Source organism: Ferrimonas balearica DSM 9799, assembly GCF_000148645.1.
In the GTDB taxonomy this organism is placed as follows: domain Bacteria; phylum Pseudomonadota; class Gammaproteobacteria; order Enterobacterales; family Shewanellaceae; genus Ferrimonas; species Ferrimonas balearica.
This window is the reverse complement of the sequence record NC_014541.1, coordinates 1,032,922-1,048,115: the sequence shown is the minus strand read 5'-3', so window position 1 is coordinate 1,048,115 and position 15,194 is coordinate 1,032,922. Positions and strand designations below refer to the sequence as shown.

Genomic DNA, 15,194 nt, shown 5'->3' with positions numbered 1-15,194 from the left:
GAGATCAGATCCCGAAGTAGAGATAGAGAAGCGCGAACACCGGCATGGCGGCGGTGACGCTATCGATGCGGTCGAGTATGCCACCGTGACCCGGCAGCAGGCGGCCGCTGTCTTTGATGTCGGCGGCGCGTTTGAACATGCTTTCAGTGAGATCGCCCAGCGCCGAGGCCAGGCCGGTGATCAGAGCCAGTGCCAGAGCCTCCACCACGCTGAGGTTAGGCACCAGATAGGCGCCCAGCAAGCCCAGCAGAGCGCATACCGCCATGCCACCGAACAGCCCTTCGCGGGTCTTGCCGGGGCTGACACGGGGGATCAGCTTGTTTTTACCGATGGCTTTACCGACAAAGTACGCGCCGGTATCCGCGCCCCACACCAGCAGCAGAACCGCCAGTACCAGATAAGCGCCATCGAGGTTGTCCAGGCCCGGCCAGCTTTTCAGCACCACCAGGGCAACGAAACAGGGCAGCAGGGTCAGTTGGCCAAACAGAGATTTCAGCCAGGGGGAGCGGTGCCACCAGCGGGCACTTTTGGGGTAACTCAGGACCAGCAGCAAGCTGGCCACCCACCACAAGCCACCGGCCAGCAAGACACCGTGGGCCAGCGGGTGGAGCTGTTGGTCGACCCACAGCAAGGGCTCGGGCACCAGCACCATCAGGGCCCCCAGCAGCAGCGCAACAGCCACCGCATAAGCGCCTTTGATCAGCTGGTCACCGGGGCGGATCAGGGCGCCCCATTCCCGTGCGGCAAGAACGATAATCGCCGCAACCGCCAACGCAAAGGTGGGCAAGGGCAGCATGAAGATCCCGGCCAGGGCCAAAGGCAGCAGACACAGGGCGGTCAGGACACGTTGCTTAAGCAAAAAAACCTCTTATTCTCTTTTTAGTCATAGCCTGAGCGAAGTGTAGAGGGCGCAGCATCCCTTTACGCGACGGGCGCCACCTGGGCGCTGGTCAAACCGAATCGCCGCTGTCGGCAAGCGAAGGCGTCGAGCGCCTCCTGCAAGGCGGCTTCGCCAAAGTCGGGCCACAGAGTGTCGGAAAAAAACAGTTCGCTGTAGGCGCACTGCCACAACACAAAGTTGCTGATGCGTTGCTCACCACCTGTGCGGATCAGCAGATCCACTTCGGCCTGATCACTCAATGAGGTGAAGCGATCGAGCAGCGCTTCGTCGATGTCACTGACGGCAATCTCCCCTTGCAGCGCCAGTTCCGTCAATTTTCGGGCCGCGTTAACCACGTCCCAGCGACCCCCATAGTTGGCCGCGATATTCAGCACCATGCCAGTGCACTCAGCGGTATCCGCCTCGGCCTGGAGGATGCGCGCCTGCAGCTTCTCATCAAAACCGCTGACATCGCCGATGATCTTCAGCCGCACATCGTTTTTCTTAAGCAGCTTCACTTCCCGGCGCAGCACCGTGGTAAACAGGCGCATCAGCAGTTTGACTTCGCGCTCAGGGCGGTGCCAGTTCTCACTGGAGAAGGCAAACAGGGTCAGGGATTCCACCTGACGTTCCCGACACAGGGCGACCACATTGCGCACTGACTTCACGCCAGCCCGGTGGCCCATGACGCGCGGTTGACCCTGCGCTTCCGCCCAACGGCCGTTACCATCCATGATGATGGCAATGTGGCGGGGCGTGGAAACGGAAATCGGTTGCGGATCCGGTTGGGTCATTCAGTGGAACTTCCTGATAGGGTTAAAAACACAAACGCCGCGTAGTATACCCCTACACGGCGTTTCAACTCTAGGGAGATGGGGTCAGCTTAGACTTCCATCAACTCTTTTTCTTTGTCAGCCAGGATAGCGTCGATCTGCTTCACGTACTGATCGGTCAGCTTCTGGATGTCGTCTTCACCGCGACGGGCATCGTCCTCGCTGATCTCTTTTTCCTTTTCCAGCGCCTTGATGTCGCTGTTGGCATCACGACGGATGTTACGTACTGCAACGCGGCCGTGCTCGGCTTCCGCGCGTACCACTTTAACCAGATCGCGACGACGCTCTTCAGTCAGCGGCGGCAGCGGGATGCGGATCATGGTGCCAGCAGAGTTCGGGTTCAGACCCAGGTCAGAGGCCATGATCGCCTTCTCAACCGCTTGGATCATGCTCTTGTCGAATACGGTAACCGCCAGGGTGCGGGAATCTTCGGTGGTAACGTTACCCACCTGCTTCAGGGGGGTATCAACGCCGTAGTAGGACACCATGATGCTGTCCAGCAGGCTGGGATGGGCGCGACCGGTACGCACCTTGCTCATCTGAGTTTGGGTGGCTTCTACGCTCTTAACCATGCGGTCTTTGGCGTCTTTCTTGATGTCGTTAATCACGTTGTACGTCCTATTAGAAGCAGATTAATCCAGATCGCAGATCACGGTGCCGATGCTGTCGCCCATTACAACGCGACGCAGGGCGCCAGGCTCATTCATATTGAACACCATGATCGGAAGATGGTGATCCCGGGCCAGAGTAAAGGCAGACAGGTCCATCACTTTTAACTCTTTTTCCAGAACTTCCTGGTAGCTGAGCTTATCATATTTTGTCGCATCGGGGTTTTTGACCGGGTCGTCGGTGTACACGCCGTCAACCTTGGTGCCCTTGAGCACAACGTCGGCTTCAATCTCGATGCCACGCAGACAGGCTGCGGAGTCGGTGGTGAAGAAGGGGTTGCCGGTACCGGCACTGAAAATCACCACGCGGCCAGACTTCAGCAGGCTGATCGCCTCGGCCCAGCTGTAGTTGTCGCACACGCCGTTGAGCGGAATGGCGGACATCAGACGGGCATTCACATAAGCACGGTGCAGGGCATCGCGCATCGCCAGACCGTTCATCACGGTGGCCAACATACCCATGTGATCGCCCACCACGCGGTTCATGCCAGCACTCGCCAGACCTTCACCGCGGAACAGGTTACCGCCCCCGATCACCAAACCCACTTGCACGCCGAGCTCAACCAGCTCTTTGATCTCCTGGGCCATACGGTCCAGTACCTTGGGATCGATGCCGAACCCTTCCTCGCCCATCAGGGCTTCCCCGCTGAGTTTCAGCAGAATACGACGGTATGCAGGTTTTGGATTGGTGCTCATTGACTGATTTCCTGATGCTAAAAGACCGCAGCGGATGCTGCGGTCTGATCTTGATTGAGAAGCGTGGCCTTAGGCCTTGGCAGCGGCGACTTGAGCAGCTACTTCAGCAGCGAAGTCTACTTCTTCTCGCTCGATACCTTCACCCACTTCCAGGCGAACGAAGTTAACAACCTTGGCGCCGTGCTGCTCGAGCAGTTTGCCAACGGTGATGGACGGGTCCTTAACGAACGGCTGACCGGTCAGAGATACTTCGCCGGTGAACTTGCGCATACGGCCTTCAACCATCTTCTCAGCGATCTCTTTCGGCTTGCCAGAGTTCATGGCCAGTTCAACCTGGATCTCACGCTCTTTGGCAACCACTTCTTCGGACACGTCTTCCGGGGTTACGAACTGCGGGCTGCAAGCGGCAACGTGCATAGCAACGTCTTTGGCCAGCTCTTCATCACCACCTTCCAGAACGGCGATAACACCGATCTTACGGCCGTGGATGTAAGCACCCAGGTTGGAACCTTCAACGATTTCTACACGACGAACAGCCATGTTTTCGCCGATCTTGGCAACCAGTTCAGCACGAACGGTTTCAACGTCGGAATCGTTCATCGGAGCCGCACGCAGGGCTTCGATGTCGGTGATTTTGCCAGCCAGAGCGATGTCAGCAACGCCGTTGGCCAGAGCCTGGAAAGACTTGTCCATGGCAACGAAGTCGGTTTCGCAGTTGACTTCAACCATTGCAGCAACACCGCTCTCTTGCTTGATTACGATGGTACCTTCGGCGGCAACACGACCGGCTTTCTTAGCGGCTTTAGCCAGACCGGACTTACGCATGTTCTCGATGGCCAGCTCGATATCGCCGTTGGTTTCTACCAGGGCTTTCTTACAATCCATCATGCCAGCGCCGGTGCGCTCGCGCAGCTCTTTTACCAGGGAAGCAGTAACTGCCATTGTCCTATTCCTCTCGAGAATCGTCGGATTTAAAAAACAGGGGCCATAGGGCCCCCGTTAAACCAATCATTCAGCTTGGTCTTTGGGAGATTGCAAGCAATCCGCCCTATTACTCGGCTTCAACGAAACCGTCTTGCTCAGCCTGAACAGCCAGATCCTGAGAACGGCCTTCTTTAACGGCTTGAGCAACAGCGCCGGTGTACAGCTGAATGGCGCGGATCGCATCGTCGTTACCCGGTACGATGTAGTCAACGCCATCCGGGTTGGTGTTGGTATCAACGATAGCCACTACCGGGATACCCAGGTTGTTGGCTTCTTTGATAGCAATGTGCTCGTGCTCAGCGTCGATCACGAACAGAGCGTCCGGCAGACCGCCCATGTCTTTGATACCACCCAGAGACTTCTCCAGCTTGGCCATTTCACGAGAACGCATCAGCGCTTCTTTCTTGGTCAGCTTTTCGAAGGTGCCGTCTTGAGCTTGAGCTTCCAGGTCTTTCAGGCGCTTGATGGACTGACGTACGGTCTTCCAGTTGGTCAGCATACCGCCCAGCCAGCGGTTGTCGACGTAGAACTGGTCACAGCTTTGAGCTGCTTCGCGGACAGCTTGACCTGCAGCGCGCTTGGTACCAACGAACAGAACTTTACCGTTCTTGGAAGCAACGCCACCCAGGTAGGCCAGGGCTTCGTTCATCATCGGAACAGTGTGTTCCAGGTTGATGATGTGAACCTTGTTACGAGCACCGAAGATGAACGGCTTCATCTTGGGGTTCCAGTAACGGGTTTGGTGACCGAAGTGCACACCGGCCTTCAGCATGTCGCGCATGGATACAGTAGCCATGATATTCCTCAAAAATTAAGTTGGGGTTAAGCCTCCACGCACCCCATGTTCCGACCCTTTCGGGCACCCCGGAGCATGTGCCGGTACGTGTGTGGTTTATAAAGTCACTTTACAGATATAATGACGTCCATTGAGCCCGAACTGCAGTTGCCCATAGGGCCCCTCCCGCCACAGACTCGCCAGAGTCGGCGCGCTTTATACCATAACGCGCCCTCAGGCTCAAATTCGGCGGGCGTTTTTTGCAGGCAAAAACCGACTAAAGAGTAGACTAATGACCATCGTCATCAAGACCCCTGAAGAGATCGAGAAAATGCGTGTGGCCGGCCGGCTGGCTGCCCAGGTTCTGGAGATGATTGAGCCCCATGTCAAAGCGGGTGTCACCACCGATGAGCTGAACCAGATCTGCCACGACTTTATCGTCAACGAGCAGCAAGCGATCCCGGCGCCGCTCAACTACCACGGCTTCCCCAAGTCCACCTGCATCTCCATCAACGAAGTGGTCTGTCACGGCATCCCCAGCCACAAGAAACTGAAAGACGGCGACATCGTTAATATCGACATCACCGTGATCAAAGACGGCTACCACGGTGACACCTCACGCATGTTCATCGTCGGCAACACCTCGCCGCGTAACCGCAAGCTGTGCGAAGTGACTCAAGAAGCCCTGTATGAATCCATCAAGGTCATCAAGCCCGGCGCCTGCATCAGCGACATCGGCGCGGTGATTCAGCCCATCGCCGAAAAAGCGGGCTTCTCCGTGGTACGCGACTTCTGCGGTCACGGCATTGGTGCCACCTTCCACGAAGAGCCGCAGATCGTGCACTACCGCAACCGCGGCAAGCTCGAGATCAAAGCCGGCATGTGCTTCACCATCGAGCCGATGATCAACGCCGGTGACTACCGCTGCAAAGTCAGCAAGAAAGATGGCTGGACCGCCACCACCAAAGACGGCCAACCCTCTGCCCAGTACGAGCACACCCTGCTGGTGACCGAAAACGGCTGTGAAGTGCTGACCCTGCGCGCCGACGAAGAGGGCATTCTGCCCCGCGTGATTGAACACGCCTGAGAGACAGCATGACGGACAAGGACGCCATCTCCCAATGCCGGGATAATTTACGCGCCCAGGCCGAGTCGGCCCGGCAGAAATTCATCGACGGCGAGGCGATCGGCGTCCTGTTGGCCGAACGGGCTTATGAGATGGACCAGAACCTGGTCCGCCTCTGGCACCATTTCGGCCTGGACGGTGAGGCGGCCACCCTGGTGGCCGTCGGCGGTTATGGCCGCTGCGAACTGCACCCCCACTCCGACGTCGACCTGCTGATCCTGACCGGCCCGGAGCCCAGCGCGGCTTTGGAAGCCAAGCTCACTACCCTGCTGCAAGCGTTGTGGGATGCCCGGCTGGAAGTGGGCCACTCGGTCCGCTCGGTGGCAGAAACCCTGGCCCAGGCCAGTGCCGACATCACCATCGCCACCAACCTGCTGGAGTCCCGCCCCTTAACCGGCGACACCAGCCTCTATGCCGAACTTCAGGAGGCGATCAGCCAGGACGATTTCTGGCCCAGCGCGCCCTTCTTCGAAGCCAAGCTCACCGAGCAACAGGCCCGCCACAACAAAGCCAGCGCCTTCGACCTCGAACCCAACCTCAAATCCTGCCCGGGCGGTCTGCGCGACATCCAGACCATCAGCTGGGTCGCGATGCGTCACTTTAATGCCTCCTGCCTGGCCGAGCTGGTCAGCCACGACTTCCTCGCGCCGGAGGAGTTGGAAGAGCTCAACACCTGCCGCGACCACCTGTGGCGTCTTCGCTTTGCCCTGCACTGTGTTGCTGGCCGGGCGGAAGACCGTCTGCTGTTCGACCACCAACGGGCCGTAGCCAGTCTGATGGGCTACCGCGACGACACCCAGTTGGCGGTGGAGCAGATGATGAAGCGCTACTACCGCACGGTCCGGGCGGTACGGGAGTTGAACCAGATGCTGCTGTGGCTGTTCCGTTCCACGCTGCGGCAGCGGGCCCTGCCCGATCCGGTGGCATTGGAAGGCCCCTTTATCCGCCGGGGCCGCCTGATCGAAGCGGCCCACGATCAGGTGTTCGACGACCCAAGCCAAATCCTGGCACTGTTTGTTCAGGCCGCCCGCCAGCGCGAGGTGGACACGGTGTCCGCCGCCACCCTGCGGCTGTTGCGTAAGGCCCGTCGTAAACAGAAGCAGCCGCTCTCTGAGCTGCCTGAGTGCCGGGCCCACTTTATGGCCATTCTGCGCCACCCGGACGGCATCAAGGCGCTCTCGCTGATGCACCGTCATGGCATCCTGGCCACCTACCTGAAACCGTGGCAGCGCATCGTCGGCCAGATGCAGTTTGATCTCTTCCACGCCTTTACCGTGGATGAACACACCCACCGTCTGCTCCAGTTTATCGAGCGTTTTGCCGACCCGGAGCACAAGGACATTTTCCCCCTTGGCAGTGTGCTGATCGACCAACTGCCGAAAAAGGGCCTGCTGGTGCTGGCCGCGCTGTTCCATGACATCGGCAAGGGGCGGGGTGGCGACCACAGCGAAATTGGCGCCGAGGAAGCGCGCCAGTTCTGCCAGCAGCACAATATGAACGTGCACGATGGGCGCCTGGTGGCGTGGCTGGTGGAGCACCACCTGCTGATGTCGGTCACCGCCCAGCGCCGGGACATCACCGATCCGGAGGTGATCGAAACCTTCGCCGATCAGGTTCAGGATGCCGACCGCCTCTCCTACCTCTACTGCCTGACCGTGGCGGACATCTGCGCCACCAACGACAAGCTGTGGAACAACTGGAAAGGGTCACTGCTGCGGGAGCTGTATCACGCCGCCCGCGACCGCCTGAATGCCGGCATGGCCAAGCCGGTGGACAGCCGCGCCCGCATCCGTGAACACAAGGGCAAGGCTCACAACCAGCTGGTTCGGCAGGGTTTTATGCCGGAGCAGATCGACGCGTTGTGGCAGCGCCTGTCGGCGGACTACTTCCTGCGCTTCAGCCCGGCCCAGATCCAGTGGCACTCAGAGATGCTGCTGGGGCGGGATCTGGAAGCCTACCAGGTGCACCTCTCCACCCACGTCACCCGGGGCGGCACTGAGCTGCTGGTGTACGGGCCGGACCGACCCGGGCTGTTTGCCATGGTGATGGCCCAGCTCGACGCCAAGCGGGTTTCGGTGCATGACGCCCAGATCTTCACCACTCGCGACGGCTACGCACTGGACAGCTTCGTCATCCTTGAGCATGATGGCCATCCGATTCAGGATCCCTCGCGGATCAACCGGCTTCGCCACAGTCTCAATACCGCACTGACCAAGGGCACCTTAACCGCTCGCCCTCTGCGTCCGCTGTCTCGAAAATTGCGCTCTTTCCGGGTCCCCACCCGGGTGCAATTTCTTTCCAGCCAGCGCAAAAACTGCACCATGATGGAGCTGGTAACGCTGGATCGGCCGGGCCTGCTGGCCCAGATCGCCCAGGTGTTTGATCGCTGCGAACTGTCCATTCAGGCCGCTAAAATCACCACCGTGGGGGAAAAGGCGGAAGATTTCTTTATGCTTTGCAACCCCGAAGGCCAGGCGTTAAGCCCGGCCGAGCAGGATACTCTGAGCCGCGCCCTGGTGGGCGCGCTGGAGCAAGACCAACCCTAGGAGTACGGAATGACCGAACTGCAACAACGCATCGAAGCGGCTTTTGAAGACCGCGCCAACATCACCCCCGCCAACGCCGACGCCAGCCTGGTGGCCGACGTTAAATCCGTTCTGGCCATGCTGGACAGCGGCGCTGCCCGCGTTGCCGAAAAACAGGACGGCAAATGGGTCGTGAATGAGTGGCTGAAAAAGGCGGTGCTGTTGTCGTTCCGACTGTTCGACAACCAGGTTATGGAAGGCGCGGAAACCCGCTTCTACGACAAGGTACCGATGAAGTTTGCCGACTACGACGAAGCTCGCTTCCGTGCTGAAGGGATGCGCGTTGTGCCGCCGGCAGCGGTTCGCCAGGGCGCCTTTATCGCCAAGAACACCGTGCTGATGCCCTCCTACGTCAACATCGGTGCCTACGTCGACGAAGGCACCATGGTCGACACCTGGGCCACTGTGGGCTCCTGTGCCCAAATTGGTAAGAACGTACACCTCTCCGGTGGCGTCGGCATCGGTGGCGTACTGGAGCCGCTGCAAGCCAGCCCGACCATCATCGAAGACAACTGCTTTATCGGCGCTCGCTCTGAAGTGGTGGAAGGCGTGATCGTCGAGGAAGGTTCCGTGATCTCCATGGGCGTGTACATCGGCCAGAGCACCCGCATCTACGACCGCGAGACCGGTGAGATCCACTACGGTCGCGTACCGGCAGGCTCGGTGGTCGTGTCCGGCACCCTGCCGTCCAAGTGCGGCACCTGTGACCTGTACGCCGCCATCATCGTTAAGAAGGTGGACGCCAAGACCCGTGGCAAAGTGGGCATCAATGAGCTGCTGCGCGCCGCTGAATAAGTGATTCTCCCCCGATTGCCGGCATCAATTTGTAAGGGCCGGTAACAAGGGTAAGAAAACGTAAAAAGGGTGTCTGAATGGGCAGAGTTGTGTCCACAGACACCCTTTTTCACGTTTACACACACTCACCGAATATTGCGCCGGGACAGGGACCATTTGGGCCGTTTTGGGGCTTGATTTGTAAGCAGCAATGACAACAAAGCGGGTTCAATCTCCGCCACTTCCCGCGTTTCTTGCGACGCAGTCGCCCTCAGCAATCCTCGGCAACACAGTGAAACAGGCGCGAACGCGGCCATCACACCATCTTTATTGAGCGTTGTGCACCTCAGCAGGAGCTCGGTTATGAAAACGCGTTACGCCATCGCAGCCACCCTGGCTACAGGGTTAATGGCCAGTGCCACCGCCCAGGCGGCCTTTACCGGATGGATGGAACAGTCTCTGGTTGCGGTATGCAAAGCCAGCCTGACCAACCAACCCGTCACCTTTAACCAGACCATGAAAACTTACCGCATCAACGGCCACCGGGTTCTGCCCAAGCTGGTCTGTAACGGGGAAGACATCCACACCTTTGCCCTGAGTCGGGGCAATGACCGCACGGCCGCACGGATCGAGCGTTACCTGCCAGGTACCGTCTCCATCCAGGATCTGTCAATGAATGCACCGGTTGAGGTGTGGTTTGATATGGCACCGTAACGGTCAGTGACCCAGCGCTTGTTGCAGCGCTGACTTCAACCCTTCCGCCTGGGGGCCTACAACCACCTGTACCCCCAGGCCATGACGAATCACCGCTTTCGCCCCCAGCCGTTTCAGCGCCGCTTCATCCACTTTGTCCGGGTCATAGACCGACAACCGAAGCCGGGTCAGGCAGGCATCCAGATCATTCAGGTTTTCCGCCCCACCCAGTGCCGCCAGCAACGCGGGCGCTGTGCGCTGGCGAACCCGGCGGGCCCGGTGACGGTGACGCCCCGGCGTAGGCAGATTGAAGTGGCGGATGGCCAGGGTGAATACCAGGTAATACAAGCCGGCAAACAGGGGCCCCAGCCACACCAGCTGAACCAGGTTGTCAGCCAGGTGGAAGTAGAGGGAAAAGTCGATCAGGCCCTGCGAAAACACCATGCCGTGATGGACCGCCAGCTGCACCGCTATCATGTAGGCCAGGCCAGTCAACAGGGCGTGCAGCAAAAACAGGCCCGGGGCGATAAACAGGAAGGCGAACTCGATGGGCTCGGTCACCCCGGTGAGCGCACTGGTCACCGCTGCCGACAGCATAATGCCACCGGTTTGCGCACGCTGAGCGGGCTCGGCGCAACGCCAGATGGCCAGTGCAGCCGCTGGCAGGCCAAACATCTTAATCAGGTAGCCCCCGGCCAGATGACCGGCATTGGGATCCCCCGCCAGAAAACGCCCCACCTCGCCCTGCACCAGATAACCGCCGGCGGTAGAGTAGCTGCCCAACTCATAAAAGAACGTCAGGTTCCAGATGTGGTGCAACCCTAACGGGATCAACAGCCGCTCGACCGCGCCATAAAGACCCCAGGCCAGTATCGGTTGTTGGTAGATGGCCCACTCGGAGAACCGGTCCAGTCCCAGTGCCAGCAATGGCCACAGAGACGCCAGCAACACCGCCAGCACCATCCCGGCCAACACGTTAACCAGCGGCACCAGCCGGCGCCCGGAGAAAAAGGCCAGAAACTCCGGCAACCGGACCTGATGAAAGCGACGGTAAACCGCACCGGTCACCAACCCCATCAGGACGCCACCGAGCACACCGGTGTCCAGGGTTTCAAATCCCAGAACATCACGGGTCGGCCAGCCAAAGTGCATCGCCAGCACCGCCATGGCCGCCAGCATCGACGCGTAACCGGTGGTCGCGGCCAGCGCCGCAGTGCCATCCTGATGGCTGAACGTCAGCGCCACCGCAATGGCAAACATCAGGGGCAACAGGGAGAAGACGGCGGCGCCGCAGTAGAGCAGCAGGTCGCCAAGCAGGTCAGGAATAAAGGGGATAGGACTGGTGCCGAGGCCGACCAGCAGGCCCGCCACCGGCAACACCGCGACCGGCACCATCAGGGCCTTGCCGACCCTCTGCAGGCGGTGGAACCAGCCGCTTTTCATTGGCTCAGGCGGTGTTGGCGGTTTGCTGCTCCAACTGAGCCAGCCAGTCCGGCAGCCACTTGAGTGCCTCCTCCTCCGGAGCGAAGGTCTCACAGGCATCGATCTGCAGACGCTCACCCACCCGCCGGGCTCCCAGCTCCTCCAGCAGTTCGTCAAACTGGCGGCCGGCGCCACAGTAGGTTTCGCCGTAGCTGCTGTCGCCCAGCGCAATGACGCCATAACGGAGATCGGGCAGAAGCGGGAAACGGTCTTTCAGGGCAAAAAACAGGGGGGCCAGGTTGTCCGGCAGGTCACCGCTGCCGGTGGTAGAGGTGATCACCAACAGCACGTCTTTGCTGGCATCGATGATGACCTGAGGGTCGTCGCTTTCAATCAGGTGCACCTGGTGCCCCTGTTCGCTCAGCTTCTCGGTCAACTGTTCTGCCACGTGTTCTGCGGCACCGTATACGCTGCCGACCGCCAGATGAAATGCTGCCATTGAGTGATCCACTTGAAACCCAGAGGTTTCCAACTTACTGTAAGGGGCACTTTGGCGCAACCGGTCTCAGGGAAGGCCCAACATGCAGCAGCGCAGTCTCCGCCGCCGCCAGGCACACCGCAAAGTTAACCACCGCCGGCAGATCCGTCGCACCCTCTACTTTATGACGGAACATAAGGCGCCAGCCCCACTTTGGAACGGCAAACCTAAGACCGGATAAGGTAATCCTGCTGCGCGGTTGACCAACCAAAGGTCTCGAACAGCGTCAGCCACTCCTGCTCCAGCGGTGCCTCGATCCACAGCGGTTCACCGGACACCGGGTGAGCAAATCCCAGCCCTTTGGCAATCAACCACAAACGCTGCACCCCAAAGTGGTCGCGGTAGAACTTATTGTGTCGACCATCCCCATGGGTGGTGTCACCCACAATCGGGTGGCGCAGGTGCGCCATATGGCGGCGCAGCTGGTGCTTACGACCGGTCAGCGGCTCCAATGCCATCAGGCTGTAGCGGCTGGTGGGGTAGCGACCCACCGCAAAGGGCAGCTCAACCTGAGCCAGCGGACGGTATCGGGTCACCGCTTCCTGAGGCGCCTTATCCTTATCCGCCATCTTATCCGCGATGTCATCCAGCTCGACTTTCAGGGCGTAATCCAGCTCCCCCGCCTCATGCACATAGCCGCGCACCAACGCGAGGTAGTGCTTGTCGATATCGTGGGCCGCCATCTTCTCTGACATGATGCGCGCGGTTTCAGCACTCTTGGTAAAGAGCAGGACGCCGGAGGTGGGGCGATCCAACCGATGCACCGGGAACACATGGCATCCCACGGCATCGCGGGTCATCTGCATGGCAAACTGGGTTTCATGGCGATCCAGCCAACTGCGGTGCACCAGCAAACCAGACGGTTTATGCACCGCGACCAGGTGGTCATCTTGGTAGAGGATCTCGATCATTCAGGGGTACCGCTCAGTTGATTATCCAGAAGGCGCAGTTGTTCAAGCACCGGTTCACACTCGGGCCGGCCACGCCACATCTCCTCCCCCATCGGCGCCATCGCAGCATTTCCCGGCAACGGCATGCCAGCGTCCAGCAAGGCGCGTAAACGGGGCAGCAGGATCCACTGACACCACTGTTCAAACGTCAGCGTGTCGCAGCAAAAGGGCTGGCTGCTGGCCAGGGCCTCGGGCGACGGCGGCACGGTTTGCCATAAACCGGCGACCTTCATGGCGTGTTCGATGGCGTCCAGGGTCACGCTTATCGGGGCCGAATGAGGCATGGATCTCTCCTGAGGATGGGCTGGGCGCGGAATCATACCATCTGCCCCGCCCTCCCCCTATAATGGCCGCAAAAATCCGGACCGAGCCGTTATGGAAGCGATCACCACACTGAGCCAATTTCTGACCCAGGCTGGCACCCAGTTCCAGGTTTACGACCTGAGCCGTCGCGTGCGCCCACTGGACCCCATCCTGTTTGCCCAACTGGAAGCGGGCACCCTGCCCTACCCCACCCCGCGTGGTGGATACGCCTGGATGGGCGTGTTGTTCTGGAACGCCCAGGCATCCAAACAGCACTACGTCTGGTTTCTGAAGTTGCCGCTGGATGAGCGCGGCCTGCTGAACCCGGCTGCCCGCAACCAGTTTTTGCAGATGGTGATGGAGGCTCTGGGGCAAGATCCGGCGGCGGCATTGTCCGAAGAGCAGGAGGAGCGGTTGGCCAACAACCCCTTCACCTTCACGCCGGGCCAGGAAAAGATGGCCCTGTTCAACGCTCTGGTTCGCAAACACCTGGCTCAGCCTGCGTCGGTCTACTTTGAACCGGTTCAGCAATACCTGAGTGGACAGCAGGATTGGCAGCAGTGGCACTCCCTCGGCTTGCAGGGGTTTGCCGACCTGATGGCACGTCCCGGCAGTGTGCCGGTGGAACAGCTGGCCCAGGCGGTGGACGCGATGCCGTTTGACCCCCTCAGCGCACTCGCCACCGTACAGGAACACACCGAGCTGGACGATGCCATCGGCCAGGCCTGGTTCCAACGCTGGCAAGCCAGTGCCGATCGCCACGAGTCCCTGCTTTGCCTGCGTGCTCTTGCTGGTGCCCCCCGCTGGCGTGATCAGGCCGTTGATGCCCTGCTGTCCCAACCACAGCTGGATGAGGACAGCCTGATTGTGCTGGCCGCCCGACTGTGGGAATCGCTGGACCAGACAAGAATGCCCCGATATCTTGAGCACCTGGCCCACTATCCAGGCCCACTGTTTAACCAGATCTACAGCGATCTGGTGGCCATCCCCGGCCAACGCGCCTGGGTACTGATGACCCTGCGTGATCCGGCTCGCTCTGAGTCTCTGAACCAGGCCATCGCCCAGCTGGTGCAAAGCGTAAAAGGAGCACGCCGTGATTGACCTGTACGACATCGTTATTCTGATGGCCCTTGCCGGCATCGGTGCCTTTTTCTGGCAGCTTCGACGCATCTCTGAGCTGGCCCAGTTTCATGCCCAGCGCGCCTGCCAGCAACGTCGGCTTCAGCTGCTCAATGTCGCCCGCTCCAAGGCCAAGTTGGGTCGCATACCCGGTGGGGGCATCGGCTGGGTGTGTGAGTACCAGTGCGAATTCAGCACCGACGGCATGAACCAGTTAACCGCCCGAATCGAAATGCTGGGTCAACGCCTGAAAGGGATCCATATGCCGCTCTATCCTGAACCCGAGTGGCAACAAGCCCCAACCGCCCGCGGCCGCATCGGCATGGGAGGGTGTGGGGGCGGTGCCAGCAGCTGCGGCCCCAAGAGCAACTGCAGCAGCGGCAGCTGCCGCTGATCACCGCAAACGCCCCAAGCCGGGGCGTTTTTTATTGCCCGCTCCAGACGTTTCTCTGGGCAAAAAAAGAACCGCAACAGTAAACTGTTGCGGTTCGGGTACTACCATTACGCTGCTATCCGTTGCAGATTGTCTTCCCTAGTCATCCATGCGTACGTTGCCTTCCTGGCATCTTCCCTGAGCTGTTCCGTCAGCTTCCCTGTACCGAAGTACTGGCTTCCTTAGCACGACCACTTCCTATGGTCGAACACTCTCCATCCTGGAGATCTCCTGCATCGTCCCTGAAAATCCGGTCAGCCTGGTGACTTCCTGTCATTGACTGACATCCCCGGAATCCGATCCGCATCCTGCGTGACCATTCCGGTTCAGAACATTCCGTGTCGATACGAAAGTAATTGTAGAACAAGGTTCTACTCTCTCAAGGTGGGCTCCTGAACCAGAGTACCCGGCCCAA

The 15,194-nt window shown here is 59.7% G+C and carries 16 protein-coding genes; 6 read left to right on the top strand and 10 right to left on the bottom strand.

Annotated elements, in window-relative coordinates; all coding sequences use genetic code 11:
• Window positions 1-4: 4 nt before the first annotated feature.
• From FBAL_RS04960 to rpsB, 6 genes are all read right to left on the bottom strand, one after another.
• Entirely contained in the window at window positions 5-859 is an 855-nt protein-coding gene (locus FBAL_RS04960) for a phosphatidate cytidylyltransferase (protein WP_013344472.1), read from the bottom strand.
• Window positions 860-921: 62 nt separating this feature from the next.
• Window positions 922-1,674 (bottom strand): polyprenyl diphosphate synthase, encoded by a 753-nt coding sequence (uppS, locus tag FBAL_RS04955; protein ID WP_013344471.1) that lies wholly within the window; start codon window positions 1,672-1,674, stop codon window positions 922-924.
• Between the two features lie 89 nt (window positions 1,675-1,763).
• Window positions 1,764-2,321, bottom strand: coding sequence for a ribosome recycling factor (frr, locus tag FBAL_RS04950; RefSeq protein WP_013344470.1), 558 nt, complete (start codon window positions 2,319-2,321; stop codon window positions 1,764-1,766).
• 24 nt (window positions 2,322-2,345) lie between these two features.
• A complete protein-coding gene (gene pyrH / locus FBAL_RS04945; RefSeq protein WP_013344469.1) occupies window positions 2,346-3,077 on the bottom strand; it encodes a UMP kinase in 732 nt (243 codons plus the stop codon).
• Window positions 3,078-3,146: 69 nt separating this feature from the next.
• Complete coding sequence (gene tsf / locus FBAL_RS04940; RefSeq protein WP_013344468.1) at window positions 3,147-4,019, bottom strand: translation elongation factor Ts; 873 nt, start codon at window positions 4,017-4,019, stop codon at window positions 3,147-3,149.
• A gap of 109 nt (window positions 4,020-4,128) precedes the next feature.
• The gene (rpsB, locus tag FBAL_RS04935) at window positions 4,129-4,857 is read right to left on the bottom strand and encodes a 30S ribosomal protein S2 (RefSeq protein ID WP_013344467.1); all 729 of its coding nucleotides are present in this window, start codon (window positions 4,855-4,857) and stop codon (window positions 4,129-4,131) included.
• A 271-nt stretch (window positions 4,858-5,128) separates the two neighbouring features.
• On the opposite strand from rpsB, the gene map reads away from it, so the two are divergent.
• The 4 genes from map (at window position 5,129) to FBAL_RS04915 (ending at window position 10,035) form a co-directional block, all read left to right on the top strand.
• Entirely contained in the window at window positions 5,129-5,923 is a 795-nt protein-coding gene (map, locus tag FBAL_RS04930; RefSeq protein ID WP_013344466.1) for a type I methionyl aminopeptidase, read from the top strand.
• Between the two features lie 8 nt (window positions 5,924-5,931).
• A complete protein-coding gene (gene glnD, locus FBAL_RS04925) occupies window positions 5,932-8,508 on the top strand; it encodes a [protein-PII] uridylyltransferase (protein WP_013344465.1) in 2,577 nt (858 codons plus the stop codon).
• A 9-nt stretch (window positions 8,509-8,517) separates the two neighbouring features.
• Window positions 8,518-9,342, top strand: coding sequence for a 2,3,4,5-tetrahydropyridine-2,6-dicarboxylate N-succinyltransferase (gene dapD, locus FBAL_RS04920; protein ID WP_013344464.1), 825 nt, complete (start codon window positions 8,518-8,520; stop codon window positions 9,340-9,342).
• A 342-nt stretch (window positions 9,343-9,684) separates the two neighbouring features.
• The gene (locus FBAL_RS04915; protein WP_013344463.1) at window positions 9,685-10,035 is read left to right on the top strand and encodes a DUF3718 domain-containing protein; all 351 of its coding nucleotides are present in this window, start codon (window positions 9,685-9,687) and stop codon (window positions 10,033-10,035) included.
• 3 nt (window positions 10,036-10,038) lie between these two features.
• Here the strand turns inward: FBAL_RS04915 and FBAL_RS04910 are convergent, their stop codons facing one another.
• The 4 genes from FBAL_RS04910 to FBAL_RS04895 form a co-directional block, all read right to left on the bottom strand.
• Window positions 10,039-11,457 (bottom strand): PTS transporter subunit EIIC, encoded by a 1,419-nt coding sequence (locus tag FBAL_RS04910; protein ID WP_013344462.1) that lies wholly within the window; start codon window positions 11,455-11,457, stop codon window positions 10,039-10,041.
• Between the two features lie 4 nt (window positions 11,458-11,461).
• Complete coding sequence (locus FBAL_RS04905; RefSeq protein WP_013344461.1) at window positions 11,462-11,935, bottom strand: flavodoxin; 474 nt, start codon at window positions 11,933-11,935, stop codon at window positions 11,462-11,464.
• Between the two features lie 206 nt (window positions 11,936-12,141).
• Window positions 12,142-12,885 carry a tRNA pseudouridine(65) synthase TruC gene (gene truC, locus FBAL_RS04900; protein WP_013344459.1) on the bottom strand — a complete coding sequence of 248 codons (744 nt, stop codon included), beginning with the start codon at window positions 12,883-12,885 and terminating at the stop codon, window positions 12,142-12,144.
• Window positions 12,882-13,208: a YqcC family protein gene (locus FBAL_RS04895; protein ID WP_013344458.1), complete on the bottom strand. Its 327-nt coding sequence runs from the start codon at window positions 13,206-13,208 to the stop codon at window positions 12,882-12,884. Before FBAL_RS04895 ends, truC begins: the two co-directional genes overlap by 4 nt.
• 91 nt (window positions 13,209-13,299) lie before the next feature.
• Here FBAL_RS04895 and FBAL_RS04890 point away from each other — a divergent pair, with 91 nt between their 5' ends.
• Together FBAL_RS04890 and FBAL_RS04885 are read left to right on the top strand one after the other, a co-directional pair.
• Window positions 13,300-14,328, top strand: coding sequence for a DUF3549 family protein (locus FBAL_RS04890; protein WP_013344457.1), 1,029 nt, complete (start codon window positions 13,300-13,302; stop codon window positions 14,326-14,328).
• The gene (locus FBAL_RS04885) at window positions 14,321-14,740 is read left to right on the top strand and encodes a DUF3301 domain-containing protein (RefSeq protein WP_013344456.1); all 420 of its coding nucleotides are present in this window, start codon (window positions 14,321-14,323) and stop codon (window positions 14,738-14,740) included. Before FBAL_RS04890 ends, FBAL_RS04885 begins: the two co-directional genes overlap by 8 nt.
• The last annotated feature ends 454 nt before the right edge of the window (window positions 14,741-15,194 follow it).